Annotated in this window: 21 protein-coding genes and 1 pseudogene; 16 read left to right on the forward strand and 6 right to left on the reverse strand. The window is 50.9% G+C overall.

The features are described from left to right. Positions 1-6: 6 nt before the first annotated feature. Positions 7-3057, reverse strand: a complete 3051-nt coding sequence (fdnG, locus tag OGX66_RS22860; protein ID WP_270921821.1) for a formate dehydrogenase-N subunit alpha — start codon at positions 3055-3057, stop codon at positions 7-9. 175 nt (positions 3058-3232) lie between these two features. On the opposite strand from fdnG, the pseudogene OGX66_RS22865 reads away from it, so the two are divergent. The 6 genes and pseudogenes from OGX66_RS22865 to OGX66_RS22890 form a co-directional block, all read left to right on the forward strand. Beyond that, positions 3233-3408: pseudogene (locus OGX66_RS22865) on the forward strand (DUF4113 domain-containing protein); the annotation flags it as partial. Positions 3409-3584: 176 nt separating this feature from the next. Then, positions 3585-4184 (forward strand): reactive chlorine resistance membrane protein RclC, encoded by a 600-nt coding sequence (gene rclC / locus OGX66_RS22870; RefSeq protein ID WP_071696153.1) that lies wholly within the window; start codon positions 3585-3587, stop codon positions 4182-4184. 34 nt (positions 4185-4218) lie between these two features. Next, entirely contained in the window at positions 4219-4677 is a 459-nt protein-coding gene (locus OGX66_RS22875; RefSeq protein WP_174329258.1) for a DUF302 domain-containing protein, read from the forward strand. Between the two features lie 121 nt (positions 4678-4798). After that, positions 4799-5074: a metal/formaldehyde-sensitive transcriptional repressor gene (locus tag OGX66_RS22880; RefSeq protein ID WP_003020296.1), complete on the forward strand. Its 276-nt coding sequence runs from the start codon at positions 4799-4801 to the stop codon at positions 5072-5074. A 32-nt stretch (positions 5075-5106) separates the two neighbouring features. Next, positions 5107-6225 (forward strand): S-(hydroxymethyl)glutathione dehydrogenase/class III alcohol dehydrogenase, encoded by a 1119-nt coding sequence (locus tag OGX66_RS22885; RefSeq protein WP_003836086.1) that lies wholly within the window; start codon positions 5107-5109, stop codon positions 6223-6225. A 169-nt stretch (positions 6226-6394) separates the two neighbouring features. Then, positions 6395-8083: a methyl-accepting chemotaxis protein gene (locus OGX66_RS22890; RefSeq protein WP_049000740.1), complete on the forward strand. Its 1689-nt coding sequence runs from the start codon at positions 6395-6397 to the stop codon at positions 8081-8083. 40 nt (positions 8084-8123) lie between these two features. On the opposite strand, the gene pcaQ is transcribed toward OGX66_RS22890, so the two are convergent. After that, positions 8124-9047: a pca operon transcription factor PcaQ gene (pcaQ, locus tag OGX66_RS22895; protein ID WP_088903348.1), complete on the reverse strand. Its 924-nt coding sequence runs from the start codon at positions 9045-9047 to the stop codon at positions 8124-8126. Positions 9048-9278: 231 nt separating this feature from the next. Between pcaQ and OGX66_RS22900 the strand changes: the two genes are divergently transcribed. From OGX66_RS22900 to OGX66_RS22915, 4 genes are all read left to right on the forward strand, one after another. Further along, complete coding sequence (locus OGX66_RS22900) at positions 9279-10181, forward strand: manganese-dependent inorganic pyrophosphatase (protein WP_088902232.1); 903 nt, start codon at positions 9279-9281, stop codon at positions 10179-10181. A gap of 120 nt (positions 10182-10301) precedes the next feature. Continuing rightward, positions 10302-11645: a 2-oxoadipate dioxygenase/decarboxylase HglS gene (hglS, locus tag OGX66_RS22905; RefSeq protein WP_003020282.1), complete on the forward strand. Its 1344-nt coding sequence runs from the start codon at positions 10302-10304 to the stop codon at positions 11643-11645. 193 nt (positions 11646-11838) lie between these two features. Next, a complete protein-coding gene (locus OGX66_RS22910; RefSeq protein ID WP_003836107.1) occupies positions 11839-13494 on the forward strand; it encodes a glucan biosynthesis protein D in 1656 nt (551 codons plus the stop codon). A gap of 167 nt (positions 13495-13661) precedes the next feature. Further along, a complete protein-coding gene (locus OGX66_RS22915; protein WP_003020276.1) occupies positions 13662-13886 on the forward strand; it encodes an HP1242/YdcH family protein in 225 nt (74 codons plus the stop codon). A gap of 66 nt (positions 13887-13952) precedes the next feature. On the opposite strand, the gene alr is transcribed toward OGX66_RS22915, so the two are convergent. Further along, a complete protein-coding gene (gene alr / locus OGX66_RS22920; RefSeq protein ID WP_088902234.1) occupies positions 13953-15179 on the reverse strand; it encodes an alanine racemase in 1227 nt (408 codons plus the stop codon). Between the two features lie 218 nt (positions 15180-15397). Here alr and rimL point away from each other — a divergent pair, with 218 nt between their 5' ends. Beyond that, positions 15398-15943 (forward strand): 50S ribosomal protein L7/L12-serine acetyltransferase, encoded by a 546-nt coding sequence (rimL, locus tag OGX66_RS22925; RefSeq protein WP_057064305.1) that lies wholly within the window; start codon positions 15398-15400, stop codon positions 15941-15943. On the opposite strand, the gene ydcK is transcribed toward rimL, so the two are convergent. Then, positions 15935-16915 (reverse strand): YdcK family protein, encoded by a 981-nt coding sequence (gene ydcK / locus OGX66_RS22930; protein ID WP_049015549.1) that lies wholly within the window; start codon positions 16913-16915, stop codon positions 15935-15937. The genes rimL and ydcK overlap by 9 nt on opposite strands. Positions 16916-17028: 113 nt before the next feature. Here ydcK and tehA point away from each other — a divergent pair, with 113 nt between their 5' ends. The 3 genes from tehA (at position 17029) to OGX66_RS22945 (ending at position 19466) form a co-directional block, all read left to right on the forward strand. Then, positions 17029-18030 carry a dicarboxylate transporter/tellurite-resistance protein TehA gene (gene tehA, locus OGX66_RS22935; protein ID WP_003020259.1) on the forward strand — a complete coding sequence of 334 codons (1002 nt, stop codon included), beginning with the start codon at positions 17029-17031 and terminating at the stop codon, positions 18028-18030. Next, positions 18030-18626 (forward strand): tellurite resistance methyltransferase TehB, encoded by a 597-nt coding sequence (tehB, locus tag OGX66_RS22940; RefSeq protein WP_003836119.1) that lies wholly within the window; start codon positions 18030-18032, stop codon positions 18624-18626. Before tehA ends, tehB begins: the two co-directional genes overlap by 1 nt. Positions 18627-18794: 168 nt before the next feature. Continuing rightward, positions 18795-19466: a DUF3313 domain-containing protein gene (locus OGX66_RS22945; protein WP_003020253.1), complete on the forward strand. Its 672-nt coding sequence runs from the start codon at positions 18795-18797 to the stop codon at positions 19464-19466. 37 nt (positions 19467-19503) lie between these two features. On the opposite strand, the gene OGX66_RS22950 is transcribed toward OGX66_RS22945, so the two are convergent. Beyond that, positions 19504-20412, reverse strand: a complete 909-nt coding sequence (locus OGX66_RS22950; protein ID WP_088902235.1) for a DMT family transporter — start codon at positions 20410-20412, stop codon at positions 19504-19506. Positions 20413-20597: 185 nt separating this feature from the next. On the opposite strand from OGX66_RS22950, the gene OGX66_RS22955 reads away from it, so the two are divergent. After that, on the forward strand, positions 20598-21467 hold the full coding sequence (locus OGX66_RS22955; protein ID WP_003836123.1) for an AraC family transcriptional regulator: 870 nt from the start codon (positions 20598-20600) through the stop codon (positions 21465-21467). Here the strand turns inward: OGX66_RS22955 and OGX66_RS22960 are convergent. Further along, entirely contained in the window at positions 21450-22616 is a 1167-nt protein-coding gene (locus tag OGX66_RS22960) for a benzoate/H(+) symporter BenE family transporter (protein WP_003020244.1), read from the reverse strand. The genes OGX66_RS22955 and OGX66_RS22960 overlap by 18 nt on opposite strands. A 104-nt stretch (positions 22617-22720) precedes the next feature. On the opposite strand from OGX66_RS22960, the gene OGX66_RS22965 reads away from it, so the two are divergent. Continuing rightward, positions 22721-23257 carry a helix-turn-helix domain-containing protein gene (locus OGX66_RS22965; RefSeq protein ID WP_003836127.1) on the forward strand — a complete coding sequence of 179 codons (537 nt, stop codon included), beginning with the start codon at positions 22721-22723 and terminating at the stop codon, positions 23255-23257. The last annotated feature ends 73 nt before the right edge of the window (positions 23258-23330 follow it).

Raw genomic sequence — 23330 nt, forward strand, 5'->3', positions numbered from 1 at the left:
CCTTCCTTACGCTCGCTCGATGTTGACCAGAAACGCTTTATACTCCGGTGTTTGCGAGTTCGCGTCACCCACCGATGGCGTTAACGTATTGGCGAGGAACCCTTTGCGTGTGGCGCCTTCAAAGCCCCAGTGACAAGGGATACCGATAGTATCGACTTGCTTACCATCGATCGTCAGCGTTTGCAGACGTTTGGTGACCACCGCCTTCGCTTTGATAAAGCCGCGTTTCGACATCACTTTCACCGTATCACCTGCCGCAATGCCTTTTTTGCTCGCCAGCGCCTCACCGATTTCGATGAATTGATCGGGTTGAGCAATGGCGTTGAGCAGCGCATGTTTGGTCCAGTGGCGGAACAGTTCGGTAATGGAGTAAGTTGTGGCGACGTACGGGAAGGCATCCGCTTTACCCATATTGGCGATATCGTCATGGTAGATACGCGCAACCGGGCTGGATACAACATCCGGGTGCAGCGGGTTGGTACCAATAGGCGACTCAATGGGTTCGTAATGTTCCGGGAATGGCCCGTCGTTCATTTTGTCGATGGAGAACAGACGCGCCACGCCTTCCGGATTCATGATAAACGGACCAACGTTGCTGCCCGGTGCGGCCTGGCCGTAGTCGGCTACGTCCATACCGGCCCATTTTTTGCCATTCCAATGCAGCAGGGTTCGTTTGGGATCCCACGGTTTTCCTGATGGATCGGCCGAAGCGCGATTGTAGAGAATACGGCGGTTGGCAGGCCATGACCACGCCCAGCCCGGTGTGCAGCCCAGACCATACGGATCGCTGTTGTCGCGATTGGCCATCTGGTTGCCTTGTTCTGTCCAGCTTCCGCAGTAGACCCAGCAGAAACTGCTGGTCGAGCCGTCATCGCGCAACTGTGCAAAGCTGCTGAGCTGCTGGCCTTTTTTGGCTATAAGCTGGCCTTTGTCATCATAAAGGTCTTCAAGCGCCTGGCCATTTGCTTCACGCGCAATCTCTTCTGGGTGTGGGTCGTAGGGATCTTTATAATTCCAGGCAATATTCAACAAGGGTTGCGGATTCGCTCCACCTTCCTGTTGATACAACTCGCGCAGCCGCATAAACAGGCGACCAAGGATCTTCCCGTCATGTAAGGCTTCACCTGGTGGTTCTGCCGCAGCCCAGTGCCACTGCAACCAACGCCCTGAGTTAGCGATTGAACCATTTTCTTCAGCAAAGCAGGAAGAGGGCAGACGGAAAACTTCGGTCTGAATATCTGCCGGGTTTACATCGTTCATCTCGCCATGATTTTGCCAAAAATTGGACGACTCAGTGACCAGCGGATCGATAACCACCATATATTTCAGTTTTGAAAGCGCGCGAGTTGATTTGTTTTTATCTGGAAACGCCGCCAGCGGATTGAAGCCCTGAACGATGTAACCATTAATCTTCCCTTCGAGCATCAATTCAGCCTGGGTCATTACGTCATACAGGCGATCCCATTTAGGTAGCCAGTCGTAGCCCCAGTTATTTTCCACTGTTACATTGTCGCCCCAGAAACTTTTCATCATGCTAACAAAGAACTTCGGCGTATTTTGCCAGTAATTGACCTCATTCACGCCTAGCGCAGGCGGCGTGATTTGCGAAATATAGGTCTGGTAGTCTGGCTGTTTTTCCGACGGCAGCGGCATATAGCCCGGCAGGTTCGTCGACAACAAGCCAAGATCGGTATAGCCCTGAATATTGGAGTGGCCACGTAAGGCGTTAACGCCACCGCCCGCCATGCCTATATTGCCCAGTAGCAACTGGAGCATAGCGGCGGCGCGGATAATCTGTGCCCCGGCGGAGTGGTGTGTCCAACCCAACGCATACAGAATAGTAGCGGTGCGGTCAGGCACGCTGGTGCTGGCGAGAATTTCGCAGATACGATTGAAATCTGCCACTGAGGTCCCACACAACCGGTTAACCATTTCTGGCGTATAGCGGTCGACGTGGGCTTTCAGCAAATTCCACACGCAGCGTGGATGAGACAATGTTTCATCACGCAGGGCATTACCCTGTTCGTCAAGCTGATAGAACCAGCTCGATTTATCGTACTGGCGCTTTTTATCGTCATAGCCACTGAACAAGCCGTCGTCGAACTGATAGTCATCACGGATAATCAGGCTGGCGTTGGTGTAATGGCGCACATAGTCGTGCTGCACCTGGTTGTTTTCGAGCAGATAACGGATTACACCGAGCAGGAATGCGGTGTCGGAACCCGCGCGTATTGGCGCATACAGATCGGCGACGGCGGCGCTACGGTTAAAACGCGGGTCGACTACCACCACGGTGGCGTCGTTTTTAGTTTGCGCTTCGACTACCCATTTAAAGCCTACCGGATGTGCCTCAGCGGCATTACCGCCCATAATAAGCACTACGTTGGCATTTTTAATATCGACCCAGTTGTTGGTCATCGCACCACGTCCAAACGTTGGTGCAAGAGCAGCAACGGTGGGGCCATGACATAACCGTGCTTGACAGTCGATAGCGACCATACCTAGTCCGCGAGCAAATTTACCGTCGAGGATCCCGGTTTCATTACTTGCCGCTGAGGAGCATAGCATGCCCGTGGTGGACCATCGGTTGACGGTAACGCCCTGGGCATTTTTCTCAATAAAGTTGGCATCGCGGTCATCTTTCATAAGTCGGGCAATACGATTAATCGCATCATCCCAGCTAATACGCTGCCATTTATCCGAACCCGGTGCGCGATATTCGGGATACTGCAGACGGGTTTCACTATGAATATAATCCAGCACGCCAGCGCCTTTAGGGCACAACGATCCACGGCTCACCGGATGATCCGGATCGCCCTCAATATGGTAGATACTTTCTTTGACGTTTTTGGCTGTATCGCCAAGGCTGTACATCAGCATGCCGCAGCCTACTGAGCAGTACGTACAGTTATTACGTGTCTCTTTTGCTTTTAAGAGTTTGTATTGACGGGTTTCCGCGTGAACGGAAAAAGATGATAAGAATCCGAGAGATGCAACAGTTGTTCCTGCCATACCGCCCGCGCAGATTCGAAAGAACTGCCTCCGGCTGAGCTCCATTTTTTTCTCCAGCTTAAACTTAAGACATGAAAAAGTATGGTTATTGTAAGGTTAAATTGTTTTATAAACCATTAACTTTTAGTGGTTATTGACGTGGGAGCATATTAATGCTGTAAGCCTGGGGTATGGATTGGTAAAAATTGATCATGTCAGGTTGGTTGCCGATACGTACGGTGAACTGAATCTTTTTGACGACAACCTAACGCCGCGGCGTAACAGCGATAAACTGATGGAGGTATCAGGGAAAAGGGTAAAGGAACGCTCTACTTTGCCGGACAAGGGATACAGCAACCGTGGGCGATGAAGAGAGACATGCTTTCACCACGTTATACAATGAGTTGCTGCAAGTAGTTTGATAGCCAAACTGAAAAACAAGGAGTTCATTCCACTCAACCGAACTTATCCATAGTCTATATTTTGACCTATCCAGACGATCAAACAAAAATTATAGATTCCTGAACATATAGGCATATAAATAACAAGGTTATAAAGGTCGTGATTTCTACAACACAGGACCTCTGGATATGATGGATAAACTATACCAATATGTTTCAACGAAAGAAAACGTGGGAATAAATCTTTGTCGCATTTCTATTGCCATTGTATTTATGTGGATAGGATTGTTGAAGTTCATTCCCTATGAAGCAGATAGCATCGTTCCTTTTGTAGCTAATAGCCCATTTATGTCTTTCTTTTATAACGATCCGAGTAATTATACTCAGTTTATGAACCATGAGGGCGAATTAATAGAGGCTAACCGCGCATGGCATCATGCGAATAATACTTATGGGTACTCTACCGGACTTGGTATTGTTGAAGTCATTTTTTCATTATTAATTCTTGCTCATTATGTATCACCAAAAATCGGCTTTTGGGGGGCAACACTTGCCTTCTTAACTCCTTTTGTCACTCTGACATTCCTGATATTTACACCAGAAACATGGGTAAGTGGCCAGGATTATCACACCGGGTTTCCCTATCTTTCTGGCGCCGGGCGACTGGTCTTAAAAGACACGATAATGATGGCTGCGGGTCTTATTGCGATGGTGCATTCTGCCAAGTGTATCCTTGCACAGAATCAGCACGAGAGAGATTATACCGGCAAAGTATCCGCTGGTCTTAGATAGCTTTCCAGACTATCGTTAAATTAAGGATGTTGTGATGCTTCGGTCTCTAAAAAATATATTTATCACAGTTGCACTGTATCTGCTTATGACGGTAACCAGTCATGCTGCCAACACCGGGAATACCATGATCAAAACGTATAGTACTTATAATTACCAGCAGACCAGAGAGCATCTCATCGCTGCCATTGAGAGTAATAATCTTGTTTTTTTTGGCGAATTTGATCATGCGAAAGAGGCTAAAAATGCTGGACTAACCATGTTACCCACAACCGTCATTATTTTTGGCAATCCTAAAGGTGGCACATCATTAATGCAGGCATATCCTGATATGGCGCTCGACCTTCCCTTTAGAGTATTGATTCGGGAAGAGTCGGATGGACGTGTAGTCGTTGGATATCATCCGGTTGAGATATTACAGACTTATGGACCAGATACTGCGGCAATTCAACCCTTAAAAAATCTGGAAAAATTAGTTCAGAAAGCCATTCAGTGACCTGGCGACCAGGGCTCATCTGACGAGGCCTGGTCGTCACCCCCTCATTAAATAGCTGTTAGTTTTTTACAATTACATAAAAATTCTGATAGTATACCCCCCTATAGTATATGGAGGGCGTATGCCGCATTCACCCGAAGATAAAAAACGCATTCTCACTCGTGTACGCCGTATTCGCGGTCAGGTTGATGCGCTTGAGCGCGCACTGGAATCTGGCGAACCATGCCTGTCGATCCTGCAACAAATTGCCGCCGTACGCGGCGCATCCAATGGTCTGATGGGCGAAATGGTTGAGATCCACCTGAAAGATGAACTGGTCAGTGGGGAGACAACACCAGACCAGCGAGCTGTGCGCATGGCTGAGATCGGCCATCTTCTGCGTGCTTATCTAAAATAACACCATCACCTTGCAATAATGGGAAGAGACAAATGAAATCACGTGCAGCAGTTGCATTTGGCCCCGGCCAACCGTTAAAAATTGTTGAAATCGACGTCGCACCACCAAAGAAAGGTGAAGTGCTGGTTAAAATTACCCACACCGGCGTGTGCCATACTGATGCTTTTACCCTCTCAGGCGACGATCCGGAAGGCGTGTTCCCGGCGGTACTGGGCCATGAAGGCGGCGGCATTGTGGTTGAAGTGGGGGAAGGCGTCACCAGCCTGAAACCGGGCGATCATGTGATCCCGCTGTACACCGCAGAGTGCGGCGAGTGCAAGTTCTGTAAATCGGGTAAAACTAACTTGTGTCAGGCCGTGCGGGCGACACAGGGCAAAGGTCTGATGCCTGATGGCACAACGCGCTTCTCGTATAACGGCGAGCCGATTTATCACTATATGGGCACCAGTACCTTCAGCGAATATACCGTTTGCGCAGAGATCTCGCTGGCGAAGGTTAACGCGCAGGCTCCGCTGGATAAAGTGTGTCTGCTGGGATGTGGCGTGACCACCGGTATCGGAGCGGTCCATAACACCGCGAAAGTGAAGGAAGGCGATACCGTAGCCGTATTTGGTCTGGGCGGTATTGGCCTGGCGGTGATTCAGGGCGCGGTGCAGGCAAAAGCCGGGCGTATCCTGGCTGTTGATACCAATCCGGAGAAATTCAAATTGGCTGGTGAAATGGGCGCGACCGATTTCATCAACCCGAACGATTACGATAAGCCGGTGCAGGACGTGATTGTTGAGCTCACCGACGGTGGCGTGGACTTTAGCTTTGAGTGTATCGGCAACGTTAACGTGATGCGTGCGGCGCTGGAGTGTTGCCATAAAGGGTGGGGCGAAAGCATCATCATTGGGGTGGCGGGTGCCGGTCAGGAGATCAAAACACGTCCGTTCCAGTTAGTAACCGGTCGCGTGTGGCGCGGTTCCGCGTTTGGCGGCGTAAAAGGGCGCACTCAGTTGCCGGGTATGGTCGAAGAAGCAATGAGCGGAAAAATTCAGTTAGATCCGTTTATTACGCATCGCCTGCCTCTGGAGCAGATTAACGAAGCGTTCGATTTAATGCATCAGGGTAAATCCATCCGTACCGTTATCCATTTTGGTGATAACTGATTCATTGGCCAGCGGATTTCACCGCTGGCACTTTCCTGAATTTTTTAGAATTATGTTGTGAAAGTGTGACGAATCCGGCGCTTTTCACGGTAAGTAAACTTCCCGGATTGCCGATGACTATCTAACGGGCGTGTTTTCACGCATAAACCCTACAAGAGAGTCGACGGTCATGGACAACACTACATCGATGCAAGCCCTGCATAAACTGGGCTTTCTGCATCAAATCCGGCTGGTTCCGCTGTTTTCCTCCATTCTCGGTGGCATCCTTCTGCTATTCGCCTTAAGTTCCGGGCTGGCAGGTTATTTTCTTATGCAGGCCGATCGCGATCAGCGCGATGTAACCGATGAGATTCAGGTCCGGATGGGGTTATCTAACAGCTCTAACCACTTACGCACCGCGCGCATCAACATGATCCATGCTGGTGCGGCGAGCCGTATTGCTGAAATGGATGACATGAAGGCCAATATTGCCGAGGCAGAAAAACGTATTAAGCAATCGCAGGACGGTTTCAATACTTATATGGCTCGTGCGGTGAAAACTACTGCCGGAGAGGCGTTAGACGCTGAACTGAGCGCCAATTTCAAAGCCTATATTGATGGCTTACAGCCTATGCTCAAGTACGCTAAAAACGGCATGTTCGAAGCAATCATCAACCATGAAAATGAACAGGCCAGACCGCTGGACTCTGCTTACAACAAGGTATTGTTAAAGGCGATCGATATTCGTACCGCCAGGGCGAATCATTTAAGCGAACAGGCGCACCAACGTACACAGCTTGGCATGGCGTTTATGCTGGGGGCATTCGTTCTTGCGCTGGCACTGACCGTGATGACGTTTATTGTTCTGCGCCGTACCGTTATTCATCCTCTGTTACGTGCGGCCCAGCGCATTGAGCAAATTTCAGAAGGGGACCTGACAATGCCAGAGGAACCAACCGGGCGCAGCGAAATTGGGCGCCTGAGCCGTCATCTGCAGACAATGCAACGGTCGCTGGCGAAAACAGTGGGCACGGTACGTCAGGGCGCGGAAGAAATCTACCGCGGTACCAGTGAGATTTCGGCGGGTAATACCGATCTGTCTTCACGTACCGAACAACAGGCCGCGGCGATTGAACAAACGGCGGCCAGCATGGAAGAGCTGACGGCTACGGTGAAGCAAAACGCCGACAACGCGCATCATGCGAGTACGCTGGCGGAAGATGCGTCCGGCAAGGCCAGCCGGGGCGGTCAGATGGTCTCTGGTGTGGTGAAAACCATGGGCAATATCTCAACCAGCTCGAAGAAAATCTCTGAAATTACCGCCGTTATTAACAGCATTGCCTTCCAGACCAATATCCTGGCGCTGAACGCGGCGGTTGAGGCGGCGCGGGCAGGAGAGCAGGGGCGTGGGTTTGCAGTGGTGGCTAGTGAGGTGCGTACGCTGGCAAGCCGCAGCGCCCAGGCGGCAAAAGAGATAGAAGGATTGATCAGCGAATCAGTCCGACTGATTGACCAGGGTTCCGGAGAAGTGGTCGCTGCGGGCAATACGATGACAGATATTGTCGATGCGGTAAAACGCGTGACCGACATTATGCTGGAAATTGCGGCGGCCTCTGATGAACAAAGCCGGGGCATCGTCCAGGTAAGCCAGGCGATTTCAGAGATGGATAAGGTCACACAGCAAAACGCCTCATTGGTTGAAGAAGCATCGGCTGCTGCGGCCTCTCTTGAAGAGCAGGCCGCACGCTTAACGGAAGCCGTCGGCACATTCCGTTTAACCGGGACAAGCGCAATTAAACGCGTTCCGGTAACTACTACGCCGGGTCATTCACATCCGCAGGCGGCAACGGCCAGCGGCGATAATTGGGAAACGTTTTAATCATCAATAAAGGGACCATCTGGTCCCTTTATTTTTGGCATCAAAATGGTACGGTTTTGCGTATTGCGGCGATAAGGATCTGCGCGGCCTGAGAGAGTTGCACATCGACACGAGTAAGAATCCCGATGGGTTCACCCGCCCCGTGGGTAGGTATCGGCAACGATACCAGCGTCGCCTGGCGTAAATCCTCTCTAACCGCACCTGAAGGGACAAACCATACATAGTCGTAATCAACCGTCAGTTGGCGGGAAAGCGATGCTGACAGTGTTTCAATGCAGCCTGGCGGCATTTTACAGCCCTGACTTTGCAACAATGCTTCTGCGTGCTGGCGAGGCGCGGTTCCTTTTGGCGAAACCACCACCGGCCACTCCATTACCCGACTTAACGTGATGGTTTCCTGCAACAACGGGTGGTTAGGGCGCACGACCAGTTTAAGTGATTCCAGAAACAACAATTCATAATTCAGACCGACCATTAATTCCGGATCGGCCATGCGACCAATGCCGAGATCAATTTCTCCGGACTTTAAACCCGCCAGGATCATTGGGTTACTCATGGTGGCAACCTGCAGCGTGGTCTCCATTTGCTGCTTGTGGAAAGGACCAATTACCGCAGGCAGAATGCCCAGTGCCGCGGTGGGTAAGGCCCCAATCCGTACGACATCAGCCTGCGATTCTTCGCGCTGATTTAACGCTTGCCCGGCAGTGTTGAGCGCATCCAGCACTCTTACCGCGTGGGTAAGAAACTGCTCTCCTGGCAGCGTTAACTGCGCGCCAAGGCGGCCACGCTCAAAGAGCCGGGTCCCGGTCAGTTGCTCCAGTTCATTTAGCGTTTTGGAGAGAGCCGGTTGACTCAGGTTAAGGGTCTCAGCCGCGCGCCCCAACGTTCCCTGCTGTGCAACGGCGACAAAAGTATGAAGATGGCGCAAGCGAATGCGCTGATTGAACAGAACATTTTTTTCCATAAGCGATGTTAAAAACAGAGCCGTATCGGTGACAAGTAAAGTTGTTTGTTTTTGATAACCTGATAGCAAAATATTATTAACATTTATCATGTTTTACTTACAACTGATTTATTTTGCTTATGTTTTGTACAGCGTTGCTGGGTGGTGGGATCATGGAAGGGAGTATGTTCAGTCGTTATACTTTGGTTATTGTTTACTTTTGAACGATTTCTCTTCACAAGGCACTGATGAATGATACATGTAATAGGGCACCTTAATCCCGATAGCGATGCCATCTGCACCGCCGCAATGACGGCGCGTTGGCTTAGCTTACGTGGCCAGCAGGCGACGGCATGGCGTTTGGGCGAGCCTAACCGCGAAACGCAGTTTATCTTTGAGCATGCGGGGCTGACGATGCCTGAACGGTTGACGTTTGAACTGACCGATCGTGATGTCTGGCTGGTCGATTTCACCGAGCCTGCCCAGGGGCCGGAATCGTTGACAGAAAGTAACGTGGTGGGAATTATCGATCATCACCGACTTGGTGGGTTAGTCACCCGTCTGCCACCGGAAGTGTGGGTGAAGCCCGTCGGCAGTAGCGCAACCCTGCTGTGGCAACTGATGACGGAAGATGAACGCAACCAGTTATCTTCCGCTGAGGCTATTTTACTGCTCGGCGCTGTATTGAGTGACACTGTAACGCTTCGTTCACCAACGACCACCACTGACGATCGCCTGGCGGTTGATGCGCTGGCCCAAAAAACCGGAGTGGATCTTGACGCTTTCAGTCGCGACCTGCTGTCAGCCAAAACAAGCGTGGAAGGGATGAGCGCCCGCGAACTTTTGCAGAAAGACATTAAAACCTTCACCATCCATGGACATTCAGTCTGTGTAGCGCAGCTTGAACTGTATGCGCTGCAACAGGTGGATGCGGTGCTGGACGATCTCCGTCAGGAAATGGCGCGCTATGCAGAGGAAAAGAATGCTGCGTTGGTCGTGCTGATGCTCACCGACATCAATCAGGGTGACACCAGCCTGTGGTTTGCTGGAGCAGAACTTTCAGACATCCCGCAACCCTGCAAGGTAGAAGGTATGCTTAGCCGTAAAAAACAGATGCTCCCCTGGCTGGAAAGTCATTTGAAACCCCGTCAGTAGGTACTGTTCATCGTTTATATGGGTGGGAAGTTTACGCGGGGTCACACTTTGTAAATTCTTCCCACCGGAGTCAGCGGTGTTTTCTACACTCCAGGTAATATTCACTGGAGGCATGACATTATGGCGAACACCATCACGGCAGATGAGATTCGGGAACAATTTTCGCAGGCAATGTCAGCAATGTACCAGCAGGAAGTCCCGCAATACGGCACGTTGCTGGAACTTGTCGCTGATGTGAATCTGGCGGTACTGGAAAATAATCCGACGCTGCATGAAAAACTGGCGAATGCGGATGAACTGGCCCGGCTAAACGTTGAGCGCCATGGCGCTATTCGAGTGGGGACCGCGCAGGAGCTTTCTACGCTGCGCCGAATGTTTGCCGTTATGGGCATGTATCCGGTGAGTTATTACGATCTCTCCCAGGCAGGCGTCCCCGTACATTCCACAGCCTTTCGTCCCATCGACGATGCCTCGCTATCGCGCAACCCGTTTCGGGTATTCACCTCGTTATTACGGCTCGAACTAATCGAAAACGCCGCGCTGCGGCAAAAAGCCGCTGAGATCCTCGCGAAACGCGATATTTTCACTCGCCGTTGTCACGAGCTGCTGGATGAATTTGATGCGCAGGGCAGTTTTACATCTGAACAGGCGCAAGAGTTTGTGCATGAAGCGCTGGAAACATTCCGCTGGCATCAGCACGCCACGGTCGATGAAGAGACCTATCACGCATTGCATAACGAACACCGGCTGATTGCCGATGTAGTGTGTTTCCCCGGTTGCCATATCAACCACCTGACGCCGCGTACGCTGGATATCGACCGGGTGCAGTCGATGATGCCGGAATGCGGCATTGAACCGAAAATACTGATTGAAGGGCCGCCACGCCGCGAGGTGCCCATTTTATTACGTCAGACGAGTTTCAAAGCGCTGGAAGAACCGGTGTTGTTTGCCGGTGAAATGCGCGGCACTCACACGGCACGTTTCGGTGAAATCGAACAGCGCGGTGTGGCCCTGACGCCGAAAGGCAGAGCGTTATACGACGAATTGCTGAATAAAGCGGGAACGGGGAAAGACAATCTGACGCACCAGTTACATCTTCAGGAGGTGTTCAAGGCGTTCCCGGACAGTGAGTTTCTGCTGCGCCAGCAGGGACTCGCCTGGTTTCGTTATCGGCTGACGCCATCAGGCGAAGCGCATCGCCAGGCAATCCGTCCGGATGACGACCCGCAACCGCTCATTGAGCGAGGGTGGCTGGTTGCGCAACCCATCACTTACGAAGATTTTTTACCGGTGAGCGCCGCAGGGATTTTCCAGTCCAATCTGGGGAATGAAACGCAGGCTCGCAGCCACGGGAATTCCAGCCGCGACGCGTTTGAACAGGCGCTGGGTTGCGCGGTTTATGATGAGTTTGCGCTGTATCAGGAAGCGCAAGAGCGAAGTAAACGTCGGTGTGGTTTACTTTAATGGAATTTACATGGGATTCGGTCTGTTCCCATCGACATAAAATATTTTCGATTTTGTACAGATAATCGGCGACCAACAATTGGATTATTAATGAATTTTGTCTAGAGTGAGCGGTCAGAAATGTGCACTCTCTTGCCGCTGATTTTGACCGGCGCGGGACCATTTACACGACCAGAAGGACTCACTTTCAGGCATGAATCGCAGACGATTTATTAAAGGTTCAATGGCAATGGCCGCCGTGTGCGGAACCAGTGGTATTGCATCACTCTTTTCCCGCGCCGCCTTTGCGGCAGAGTCTGACATTGCAGACGGAAAAACCGTACGTTTTGATTTTTCCGTTCTGCAATCGATGGCCCATGACTTAGCACAGAAACCCTGGGGCGGCGCACCGCGCGCGTTACCGGACACGCTGGCGAAACTGACGCCGCAGGCCTATAACAGCATTCAATATGACGCAGAGCAGTCTCTGTGGAACAACGTTGAAAATCGTCAGCTTGATGCGCAGTTCTTCCACGTGGGAATGGGTTTTCGTCGCCGTGTACGCATGTTCTCGGTTGATGGCAGTACGCATATGGCGCGTGAAATTCACTTCCGTCCGGAACTGTTTAAATATAACGATGCGGGCGTGGATACCAAACAGCTGGAAGGGCAGACTGACCTCGGATTCGCCGGGTTCCGTGTTTTTAAAGCGCCAGAACTGGCCCGCCGCGATGTCGTTTCTTTCCTGGGAGCCAGCTATTTCCGCGCCGTGGATGACACCTATCAGTACGGTTTATCGGCCCGCGGTCTGGCGGTAGATACCTACACCGACAGCAAAGAAGAATTTCCTGATTTCACCTCTTTCTGGTTCGAGACGGTTAAACCGGGCGCAACCTCCTTTACCGTGTATGCACTTCTCGACAGCCCAAGCGTAACCGGTGCATTCAAGTTCGTGATCCACTGCGAGAAAACGCAGGTGATTATGGATGTGCAAAACCACATCTATGCGCGCAAAGACATCAAGCAGCTCGGCATTGCGCCGATGACCAGCATGTTCAGCTGCGGTAACAATGAGCGTCGAATGTGCGACACTATTCACCCGCAAATTCATGACTCCGATCGTCTGGCGATGTGGCGGGGCAATGGCGAGTGGATCTGCCGCCCGCTGAATAACCCGCAAAAGCTGCAGTTCAACGCCTATACCGATAACAACCCGAAAGGGTTTGGCTTGCTGCAACTCGATCGCGACTTCTCCCATTACCAGGACATCATGGGCTGGTATAACAAGCGTCCAAGCCTGTGGGTCGAACCGCGCAACCAGTGGGGCAAGGGGACCATCGGCCTGATGGAGATCCCGACGACCGGCGAAACGCTGGATAATGTTGTCTGCTTCTGGCAGCCTGAGAAGAAGATCAAAGCCGGCGATGAGCTGGAATTCAAATATCGCCTGTACTGGAGCGCTCAGCCACCGGTGCGTTCACCGCTGGCTCGTGTGATGGCGACCCGGACAGGCATGGGCGGTTTTCCGGAAGGATGGGCACCGGGCGAGCACTACCCGGAAAAATGGGCGCGCCGTTTTGCCGTTGATTTTGTTGGTGGCGATCTAAAAGCTGCTGCGCCGAAAGGCATTGAACCGGTGATTACGCTCTCAAGCGGTGAAGCGAAACAGATTGAGATCCTCTACGTGGAACCAATCGACGGTTATCGCATACAGTTTGACTGGTATCCGACCTCTGACTCAACCGATCCGGTAGATATGCGTATGTTCCTGCGTTGTCAGGGTGACGCCATCAGCGAAACCTGGCTGTATCAGTACTTCCCACCAGCGCCGGATAAACGTCAGTATGTTGACGACCGCGAGATGCGTTAATCACTCTCTTTACGGCTCTCCTGATGGGGAGCCGTATCTGCATTCATCCTCATAACGACTCTGTACACAATTTACTCGATCCTGTTCGCATTTTTCTGTATGGCAAATGGGTACTCTGTGAGTGTGTATTTCTTATACACGTTCTTGTCCACTAACAGGGAGAAAGTATGTTTCCAGAATACAGAGACCTTATTTCCCGACTGAAATCCGAGAACCCTCGCTTTCTGTCCTTATTCGAAAAACACAACAGCCTTGATCATGAGATCTCCAGACTGGAAGGTTCGGATGGTCGGGGGTATAGCTTGGACATTGTTCGTCTTAAGAAACAGAAACTCCACCTGAAGGAAGATTTGCTCAAAATTTTGCAAAGAGAGAGTGTCAGTGAGAGCTAAGTAGAATGGCGCTTGCTGTGTAAAAGGGCTTCCAGCGAGAAAAGGAAGCCCTTCCTGTTTTAGGCGTTAATCGACCATCACGCGTTTGTTCGTCGCCCCCCAGAGGATCGACATTTCAGTGAACAGCGCGCCGCTAATTTCTTCGACTTCTTCTGCGCTAACCTGCGCATTTCCCTGTTTACCGAACAGCACCACTTCATCGCCAGATGCAACCTGCGGTAAATCGGTCACATCGACGATCACGGTATTCATGGATGTTTTACCCAGTACCGGAACCCGCTGGCCGCGGATCAGCACGTGTCCCGCGTTACTGAATACACGGCGATAACCATCGGCATAACCTGTCGGGATATTGGCCAGAACGGAATCACGTTTAAGGGTATAGGTTCTGTCATATCCGACGGTGTTTCCTTTGGGGTAATGGTTTACCGACGCGATGGCGGATTTAAATGTCATGACGCGTTTGTATTCGGTGCTGGCGATGGTATCGCCATAAAAAATACCGCCAACACGAACCATGTCGAGCCAGGATTCAGGAACGGTCAGGGTGGCGAACGTATTCGCGACATGCAGGGTGACATCTTCGCGTTTAAGCCCGGTAATTTTCAGTACCTGGGCCGATTGCTTATTGAAACGGGCCAGATCGCGTCTAACCACCGCAGCATCTTCTTCCGGGAAATGCGACATGATGCCAACAATTTTCAGGCCGGGTAATGCGGAAATGGCGCGGGCTTCTTCCAGACCTGCAGCGGTACTGACTTCCAGACCGTTACGCGACATACCGCCAGAGTTCAGTGCCAGATGAATACGAATGATTTTACCTTTCTCCTGAGCAATGGCACTCAGACGCTTAGCCATATCCAGATTACCGATCAGCTCTTCGGTATCGAAGTCCGCTGCCTGGCGCATCTCTTTTTCCGTCGCGTTGCGAACGCGCATGAGCTGTGATGTATAGCCTGACTGGCGAACGGTTCTAATCTCCTTATTGCTGGCGATGCCAATACATTGCACGCCGTTTTGCATCATCACCGGTGTTACCAGTGAGAGATCGTGGCCATACGCGTCTCCTTTAAGAATGGCGCACATCCGGGTTTTATCTGCCAGCAGTTGCTGAACTTTATGAATGTTATATTCCAGTGCGCTACGGGAAATTTCCAGCGTGGTATTATCCACGACCTGTTGCTGATTGACTGCAAAGTGAACGGGGCCTGCTTGAGTGGAGGAAACGGGTTGGTGACAGGCGGTAATCAGTAAAAGCGGAATAAGTGCTAAACGACCCAAAGGTGCTGCCATGCTTGCTCCTTAGCAATAAAGTGAAAGTGTTATTGTCATCATTACGGTCTATCCATGAGGGGATACCCGGATCACCAGAGTAACGGGTTCCACGCCAGAGATTCTTTCTAAGTGATTGCTGTTACTGCATAAAAATAAGACCTCCCCGACTCTAAACAGAGTAATATCGGCTACTGCCAGTCAGAAATGCCCCGTTTACGATTGTAAAGGAGATAAACATGTCAGAAATAATTATCGTTAGTGACGCGCTGGAACTGCGTGCCGTCGAAGAACAACACGTCATCCCTCTGCATCAGTTGGTGCTTAAAAATAAAGTCTGGCTCCAGCAGTCCCTGAACTGGCCGCAGTTTGTGACTTCTGTGGAGGACACCCGCAAGAATGTGCAGGGCAATATGATGTTGCATCAGCGCGGCTACGCCAAAATGTTCCTTATTTTCGAACAAGGGGAGGTGGCTGGCGTTATCTCGTTTAACCAGATAGAACCGCTGAACAGAGCCGCTTATATAGGTTATTGGCTGGACGAAGATCACCAGGGCAAAGGTATTCTGTCTCAGGCGTTACAGGCATTGATTCAGCATTATGCGCAGCGCCAGGAGATTCGCCGCTTCGTGATTAAATGTCGTGTAGATAACGTCAAGAGCAACCAGGTGGCGTTGCGCAATGGCTTCCAACTGGAAGGATGCTTACGACAAGCGGAGTTCCTCAATGGCGATTACTATGATGTGAATCTCTATGCCCGCATCATTGATGACTCCTCAGAATAAACCGGCGATAGGGGTGCGCGTAATACGTTGTTCGCCGTTGATCACTTTTGGCCCGCGCAGATGGATCGCATCGCCATCAAAGGCTTCAACTTGGGCCTGACCGGTTATCTCAATATGATGCTCGATCAGCACTTCACCCAGAATACAGGCGTGGCCTTCAATCAGGATGTGCCCATCCAGCAGAATTGGGCCGCCGCGTAATTTTGCATGCCCCCCGACCAGCACATGGTGCTTCAGCACACAATTACCTTCAACCTCCGCGTGTTCCGCCACCTGCGAGCTATAGCGCAGGGTAGGAATGGCGTCTTCATCAGTTCCGGCGATGACACGCGCATGTCCATAGACTTTAGCGCAATCGCAGATCCAGACATTATTCTCTTCGTTACCTTCTACCCGTGCAAAATCAAAAACTTCAGCCCGATGTTCTATAAAGGCATAGTTAATCATCGCATCACCATAGATCTGCACCTGATGCACCACGCGTGAATTGCTGACTGTCGCCCGATCGTAAATTTGCAGGAGCTGGTCGTTTTCACGAGTTAGTCCTTTGGCGGCGATAATTTCAGAGTCACACACAACGCGCGCATCACCGCAGAGAAGGCACTCACCGCGAACAACAGAATCCCGAATGGTGACGTTGTCACGTATTTGCGCGTTATGGCTGATTTCTGCTCGGTCAATCCAGGCTGCATCACCAATCTGCGCGCCATCTCTGACCACGCTTGCCTGTGTAATACGGGCATTTCCGGATATCGTCGCGCCGGAAAACGCGAGCGCATTCTCATCGTAAATCCAGCAATCGCCACTTTGCGAAAGCACGCTTTCATCATCAATCCAGCCACCGAGCGTACCGGCTTTAACATCATTAAAATCAATGAGCGCAATTATCTGGCGTAGTAATACGCTCTTTTTATTGCCATTATCCTGGTAACTAAAGGCGCGAGGTTCATCGCCCAGACGATATTTGGTCATAGCTCATTTCCATGTTGCGCACCTTAGTTAAACGTAGCAAAGTTTTCCGCACTGGCTAAATTCGTGGAAATTCCATAAAATGCATTTCAAATATACTTTAAAAAATAAACAAAATGAGTAAGAGCAAGCAAAGTGAGCGAGTCCTCAATCTTCCGGCCGGTTATTTTGGCATGGTACTGGGCATCATCGGGATGGGGTTCGCGTGGCGATATGCCAGCCAGGTATGGCCTGTAAGCCACTGGATTGGCGACGGTTTAGTGATCCTTGCGATGGTCATCTGGGGATTGTTGACGCTGGCCTTTATTAGTCGTTTACTGCGTTTTCCTCATAGCGTACTGGCGGAAATTCGTCATCCGGTGATGAGCAGTTTTGTCAGTCTGTTTCCGGCTACAACGATGCTGGTCGCGATTGGTTTTGTCCCGTGGTATCGACCGCTGGCAATTGTGTTGTTCAGCATCGGCGTGGTGATACAGCTGGCGTATGCAGCCTGGCAAACGGCTGGATTATGGCGTGGCGAGCACCCGGAAGAGGCCACCACACCGGGCCTGTATCTGCCAACCGTTGCCAATAACTTTATCAGCGCCATGGCCTGTGGTGCGCTTGGCTTCAACGATGCCGGGTTGGTGTTTTTGGGCGCAGGGGTATTTTCCTGGCTCAGCCTCGAGCCGGTTATTCTGCAGCGTTTACGAAGCTGCGGCGAGCTGCCAACGGTTTTACGGACTTCACTTGGTATACAACTGGCGCCTGCGCTGGTCGCCTGTAGTGCGTGGCTTAGTGTGAACGGTGGCGAGGGAGATACGTTAGCCAAAATGCTGTTCGGCTATGGTCTGCTGCAACTTCTGTTTATGCTACGCCTGATGCCGTGGTATTTGTCACAGCCGTTTAATGCGTCTTTCTGGAGCTTCTCGTTCGGCGTGTCGGCACTGGCGACTACGGGGCTGCATTTAGGGCACGGCAGCGAGTCAGGTTTTTTTCATACGCTGGCGATCCCGCTGTTTATTTTTACCAATTTTATCATTGCGCTATTACTGATACGTACGTTTGCATTGCTGATGCAGGGAAAACTGCTTATTCGCACCGAACGTGCTGCATTACTGAAATCTGAGGATAAATAATGATCCGTTGTGACGAAAACTACTTTACTGAGAAATATGATTTGACCCGCACGCATTCCGATGTCGTCGACGCGGCGAAAATTGTTGCCCCGGGCAAAACGTTAGATCTGGGCTGCGGGAATGGCCGTAACAGTCTGTACCTGGCGGCCAACGGTTATGACGTTACCGCATGGGACAAGAATCCGATGAGCATCGCCAATCTGGAACGCATTAAAAACGCGGAAGGGCTGACTAATCTGCACGCTGAGGTGGCGGATCTCAATGCGCTAAACTTTGACGGTGAATATGATTTTATTCTTTCTACCGTGGTGATGATGTTCCTGGACGCGAAAACCATCCCGGGCCTGATTGAAAATATGCAGCGCTGCACCAATCCTGGTGGGTATAACCTGATCGTCGCGGCAATGGATACCGATGATTTTCCGTGTACCGTTGGGTTCCCGTTTGCGTTTAAAACAGGGGAGTTACGCCGCTACTACACAGGTTGGGATCTGCTGAAATATAACGAAGACGTAGGTGAACTTCATCGTACGGATGAGCACGGCAACCGAATTAAACTACGCTTTGCAACAATGCTGGCGCGTAAAACGGTCTGACCTGCCCATTTGTGATAACTCTTTCTACGTTCAGCATTTTTTTCGTGCTGAATATTAAGAAAACGTTAAGATAAAATTGTGCGGGCCTTACCATTTTTAGTTCATCCAAAATGATTTCCTTTTGCTATTATTTCAGATGCATATCTGCAAATACTAAGGGATCGTTCCATGCGTGCTCAAACTTTATTTAAAGTTGCAGTGCTTACGGGTTTACTGGCGTTATCAGGCTGTGCTTCAAAAATTACGCAGCCTGATAAATATTCAGGTTTTTTAAAAGATTACTCAGGCCTGAAGGAAACAAAATCTGCAACCGGACAGCCGGTGCTGCGTTGGGTTGATCCCAACTTTAATGAGTCTAAATACGATAACATCGTTTATAACCCGATCACGTATTATCCGGTTCCTAAACCAACCACCCAGGTCGGTCAGCAGGTTCTTGATAAGCTGTTGAGCTATACCAATACCCAAATGAAAACTGCCCTGGCAAAACGTAAACCGCTGGTTACGACGCCAGGCTCGCGCAGTCTGATTTTCCGCGGGGCAATCACCGGTGTTGCTACCAGCAAAGAAGGGCTGCAGTTCTATGAAGTGGTCCCGGTTGCACTGCTCGTTGCGGGTACGCAAATGGCGACGGGGCACCGTACCATGGACACGCACCTCTTTTTCGAAGGTGAGTTGATTGATGCGGCAACCAATAAACCTGTCATTAAAGTTGTACGTCAGGGTGAAGGTAAAGACCTGAACAACGAAAGTACGCCGATGGCGTTCGAAACGTTGAAGAAAGTTGTTGATGACATGGCGACTGATGCTTCCATGTTTGACGTAAATAAAAAACAATAATAACGAAGAACGCACCATCCCTGGATGGTGCGTTTTTTTATGCCGCCCGGCGACGATATACGAGTTTACCCATCAGCGTTTCTGGTCGGGCAAACATCACCAGATTCCCCAGCAAAATCAATACTAATCCCACAATCGCATTAACCTGCCAGACATACCCTTCATACAACGTAGACAGCGTTAGCGCCACCAGTGGAAAAAGCAGTGTACTGTATGCCGCTTTACTGGGACCAATGCGTCCGACCAGCGTGAAATAGGCGCCGAAGGCGATTACCGAACCAAAAATAGCCAGATACAACAGCGCACTGAGATAACTGAAGGTCCAATGTGGCGTGAAGCTGTCGCCGCGCACCAGCGCAATGGTAGCAATCAACACGGTGCCGTACAGCATCGCCCAACTGTTGGTGGTCATCACCTCGAGACCTTTTTTCTGATGACGCAGACTTATCATATTGCCCAGTGAGAAACCAAAAGTGCCGAGGGCGCTTAAACCAATCCCCAGCAGCAGCGAGTGATTCAACCCGCTGTTGACCAAATCCTGCCAGAACAAGGTGACGATACCTGTCAGCCCCAGCCCGGCGGCAACATAAAAGCGTCCTGGTGGTTTTTGACCAAAAAACAGGTAGCTATTAACCGCATTGAACAGGACCGCCATCGAGAAAATGACGGATTCAAGACCGGTATTGATCCACGCAGCGGCAGTGTAAAAACACCAGAAGTTAAAGCAAAAAACGCATCCACCTTGTAACAGACAAAACAGATGGTCGCGTCCGGAAAGCTTACGCAATTTCCCGCTGATCAGCAGGATGGCTATCATCACGGTGCTGGCGATGGCAAAGCGCCAGAAGATGGAAACTGGCGCCGCAACCGGGCCTTGTTGCAGGTAAATCGCAATCCATGTCGTTCCCCAAATCACCACCACCAGACAGTACAACAGTCCGTTCATACAACTCTCTCTTTTTGGTCTTCAGGCGCACACTGTGCCACGTCGGGTAGCAGGGGGCTTTCATCGGCTTGCGGTGGACTTGCAAAATCTTGCGCTTTTTTTAGTGTAAAGGTGAAAAGGAAGCTGTTAACGATATGTAGCTGATATAGACTGAAAGCCTGCTAACTTATTTTGAATGTGATGGTATGTCTCAGCCCTATGGTGCCTTTGAAAACTTACGCAAACACAATGCCGTGCTGCACGAGTCGGTTGCGTTACATTCGGGGATCCAACTGGCTGCCTGGTCAAACAAGCGCGACACCATTACCCAGTATTGCGATCACCACACGCTCAGTTTATACATCGCGGATGGCTACGAGAGTTATCACAAAACGGCGGGAGGCTGGAAGAATGGCGGCGGACCGGATCGTTTTTGCCTGATGCCAAAAGAGAGTGAGTCCAGTTGGGATATTCGTGACGATCTTTCCTTTGTTCATCTCTATTGTACCGACGCTCACCTGCGCGAAGTGGGTGAAAAAGTCTGGGACAAAAGCCCCTATAGCTTCACGCTGGACGAGCATACTTTTGGCAGTGACCCGGGGATCACGGCGGTTTACCGTCAGTTTTTGCTTGGTAACGACTGGCTGCAACCCGCTAATCACCTCACGCTTAGCGCGGCATCTTCACTACTGTTAACGCATCTGATCCAGCATTACAGCAACGTTCAATGGCGGCTTCCCGTTGTCACCGGAGGGCTTGCACCTGCCACCTTGCGTAACGTGCTGGCCTATATTGAAGCACATCTGGCGTATCCCATAACGTTGAGCGATCTGGCTGGTGAAGCAGCGCTAAGCGAATTCCATTTTGCCAGAATGTTTCGCCAGTCGATGAATATGGCGCCGCATCAGTACGTCATGCAACGCCGTATGGCGCTAGCGCAGCAACTGGTCTGTTATTCATCACGCAGCCTGTCGGATATTGCAATGGCCTGCGGATTTAGTTCGGCGAGTCATTTCAGTAACCGGTTTAAACAAGTGACAGGTAAAACACCAACGCAGCTACGCGCGGCGAAATAACGTCAACACTGCGTAGCAAATACCGCCGACAACCAGCCCCCAGAATGCAGACCCAATGCCAAATACCGTCAGACCACTGGCCGTAACCAGAAAAGTCACGATGGCCGCATCGCGTTCAGCTTCATTATGTAAGGCTTGATATAAACTACCGCTAATCGTGCCGAGTAATGCAAGACCAGCAAGCATCTGGATCCAGCTTACGGGCAGGGCTGCCATCAGTCCTGTAACCGAACCGCCAAACACCCCAGCCAGAAGATAGAAGACGCCTGCTGCCGCTGCGGCGAGCCAGCGCCGATTTGCATCCGGATGCGCTTCAGGACTTTGGCAAATTGCGGCGGTTATGGCGGCGATGCAGATGGAATAGACGCCAAAAGGTGAAAATAGCAGCGCCAGTAGACCCGTAAAAACAATCAGAGGGGAAACGGGTAACGAATATCCTGATGCTTTCATGGTCGCAATACCAGGGGCATTTTGCGAAGCCATAGTGACCAGAAATAACGGTAGTGCAATGCTGATACTGTGGGCTAATGAAAAGTGCGGGGTAATAAACGCTGGGATAACCGGTGACAGATTAACATCATTAGTGACAATGTCACCTTTCATCAAGGCGATGGCAATACCCACTAACATCGCAGCGATAACGGCATATCTTGGGGCAATAACTTTTAGCACCAGCCATGCCACCAGCATACTACCGCACAAAATAAGCTCACTGTTCAGGCTATTAAATGCCTGCAAACCAAAACGCAGTAAGATCCCAGCCAACATGGCTGATGCCAGCGAGTGGGGAATGATTTTCATCAGGCGGGCAAATAGTCCGGTTACGCCGCACAGCACAATCAGCGCGTTAGCCACGATAAAAACACCGATGGCATCCTGAATAGATACCCCGTGCAGGCCCGTCACCAGCAGCGCGGCACCGGGCGTTGACCATGCGGTAAGTACAGGAGCGCGATACCACAATGTCAGCACCAGCGTACTGACCCCCATTGCTAACCCCAGTGCGGTCATCCAGCCTGCAATTTGCCCGGTAGTCGCACCTGCGGCGAGTGCCGCTTGCCAGATAATGGCCGCCGAACTGGCATAGCCAACCAGGACCGCCACAAAACCCGATAATACAGTGGGCAGGGGGATGGAGAATGCACGCATATTCACTCCGTGTGCGTTATAACGGTCAATCACTGTAGCACTGTGCGTTATAGCGTACAAGTGCTAAACTGTAGCCCCGAGTAAGGAGAGCGACGAAGGAGAAAATGGACAACTTAACCCACTATCTGGCCACAACGCTCAGGACATTACGTCACCAGCGGGAATGGAGTCTTTCGCGTCTGGCGGAGGAAACTGGCGTCTCAAAAGCGATGCTGGGGCAGATTGAACGTAATGAATCCAGTCCAACGGTGGCGACATTGTGGAAAATTGCCACTGGGCTGAACGTCCCGTTTTCAACGTTTATTTCACCACCAGAGTCAGACGGCACGCTAACATTCGATCCCCAGCAGCAGGCAATGGTCGTCACGCCGTTGTTCCCGTGGGATCCTCAACTGTGCTTCGATCATTTTTCGATACTATTGGCGCCCGGCGCGCTCAGTGAATCTACTCCGCATGAGACCGGCGTAATAGAGCACGTGGTGGTGATTAATGGTCTGCTGGATATGTGTATTGAGGGGCAGTGGCGCACCCTTAAATCTGGTGAGGGTGTCCGTTTCGCCGGAGATATGGCACACAGTTACCGTAACAGCAGCGAACAAACGGTGCATTTTCATTCGCTGATCCATTACCCGCGCAGTTAATCGGGAAAACTATTCCGAAAAGCTGCGCTTGTGACTACAATAGCCGCCATTTTTACCGCTTGTGGATGGTAAC

Origin of the sequence: Citrobacter sp. Cf072 (assembly GCF_030334485.1) — a bacterium.
GTDB classification, from domain to species: Bacteria; Pseudomonadota; Gammaproteobacteria; order Enterobacterales; family Enterobacteriaceae; genus Citrobacter; species Citrobacter freundii.

Excerpts from the sequence above, each read along its gene's own strand:
- OGX66_RS22945 (WP_003020253.1), top strand. The coding sequence starts at position 18,795 with ATGCGTGCTCAAACTTTATTTAAAGTTGCAGTGCTTACGGGTTTACTG.
- OGX66_RS22900 (WP_088902232.1), top strand. The coding sequence starts at position 9,279 with ATGATACATGTAATAGGGCACCTTAATCCCGATAGCGATGCCATCTGC.
- alr (WP_088902234.1), bottom strand. The coding sequence starts at position 15,179 with ATGGCAGCACCTTTGGGTCGTTTAGCACTTATTCCGCTTTTACTGATT.
- ydcK (WP_049015549.1), bottom strand. The coding sequence starts at position 16,915 with ATGACCAAATATCGTCTGGGCGATGAACCTCGCGCCTTTAGTTACCAG.
- OGX66_RS22880 (WP_003020296.1), top strand. The coding sequence starts at position 4,799 with ATGCCGCATTCACCCGAAGATAAAAAACGCATTCTCACTCGTGTACGC.
- rimL (WP_057064305.1), top strand. The coding sequence starts at position 15,398 with ATGTCAGAAATAATTATCGTTAGTGACGCGCTGGAACTGCGTGCCGTC.
- OGX66_RS22965 (WP_003836127.1), top strand. The coding sequence starts at position 22,721 with ATGGACAACTTAACCCACTATCTGGCCACAACGCTCAGGACATTACGT.
- tehA (WP_003020259.1), top strand. The coding sequence starts at position 17,029 with ATGAGTAAGAGCAAGCAAAGTGAGCGAGTCCTCAATCTTCCGGCCGGT.
- OGX66_RS22875 (WP_174329258.1), top strand. The coding sequence starts at position 4,219 with ATGCTTCGGTCTCTAAAAAATATATTTATCACAGTTGCACTGTATCTG.
- OGX66_RS22950 (WP_088902235.1), bottom strand. The coding sequence starts at position 20,412 with ATGAACGGACTGTTGTACTGTCTGGTGGTGGTGATTTGGGGAACGACA.
- OGX66_RS22890 (WP_049000740.1), top strand. The coding sequence starts at position 6,395 with ATGGACAACACTACATCGATGCAAGCCCTGCATAAACTGGGCTTTCTG.
- OGX66_RS22910 (WP_003836107.1), top strand. The coding sequence starts at position 11,839 with ATGAATCGCAGACGATTTATTAAAGGTTCAATGGCAATGGCCGCCGTG.
- pcaQ (WP_088903348.1), bottom strand. The coding sequence starts at position 9,047 with ATGGAAAAAAATGTTCTGTTCAATCAGCGCATTCGCTTGCGCCATCTT.
- OGX66_RS22885 (WP_003836086.1), top strand. The coding sequence starts at position 5,107 with ATGAAATCACGTGCAGCAGTTGCATTTGGCCCCGGCCAACCGTTAAAA.
- fdnG (WP_270921821.1), bottom strand. The coding sequence starts at position 3,057 with ATGGAGCTCAGCCGGAGGCAGTTCTTTCGAATCTGCGCGGGCGGTATG.
- OGX66_RS22960 (WP_003020244.1), bottom strand. The coding sequence starts at position 22,616 with ATGCGTGCATTCTCCATCCCCCTGCCCACTGTATTATCGGGTTTTGTG.
- OGX66_RS22915 (WP_003020276.1), top strand. The coding sequence starts at position 13,662 with ATGTTTCCAGAATACAGAGACCTTATTTCCCGACTGAAATCCGAGAAC.
- hglS (WP_003020282.1), top strand. The coding sequence starts at position 10,302 with ATGGCGAACACCATCACGGCAGATGAGATTCGGGAACAATTTTCGCAG.
- OGX66_RS22955 (WP_003836123.1), top strand. The coding sequence starts at position 20,598 with ATGTCTCAGCCCTATGGTGCCTTTGAAAACTTACGCAAACACAATGCC.
- tehB (WP_003836119.1), top strand. The coding sequence starts at position 18,030 with ATGATCCGTTGTGACGAAAACTACTTTACTGAGAAATATGATTTGACC.
- rclC (WP_071696153.1), top strand. The coding sequence starts at position 3,585 with ATGGATAAACTATACCAATATGTTTCAACGAAAGAAAACGTGGGAATA.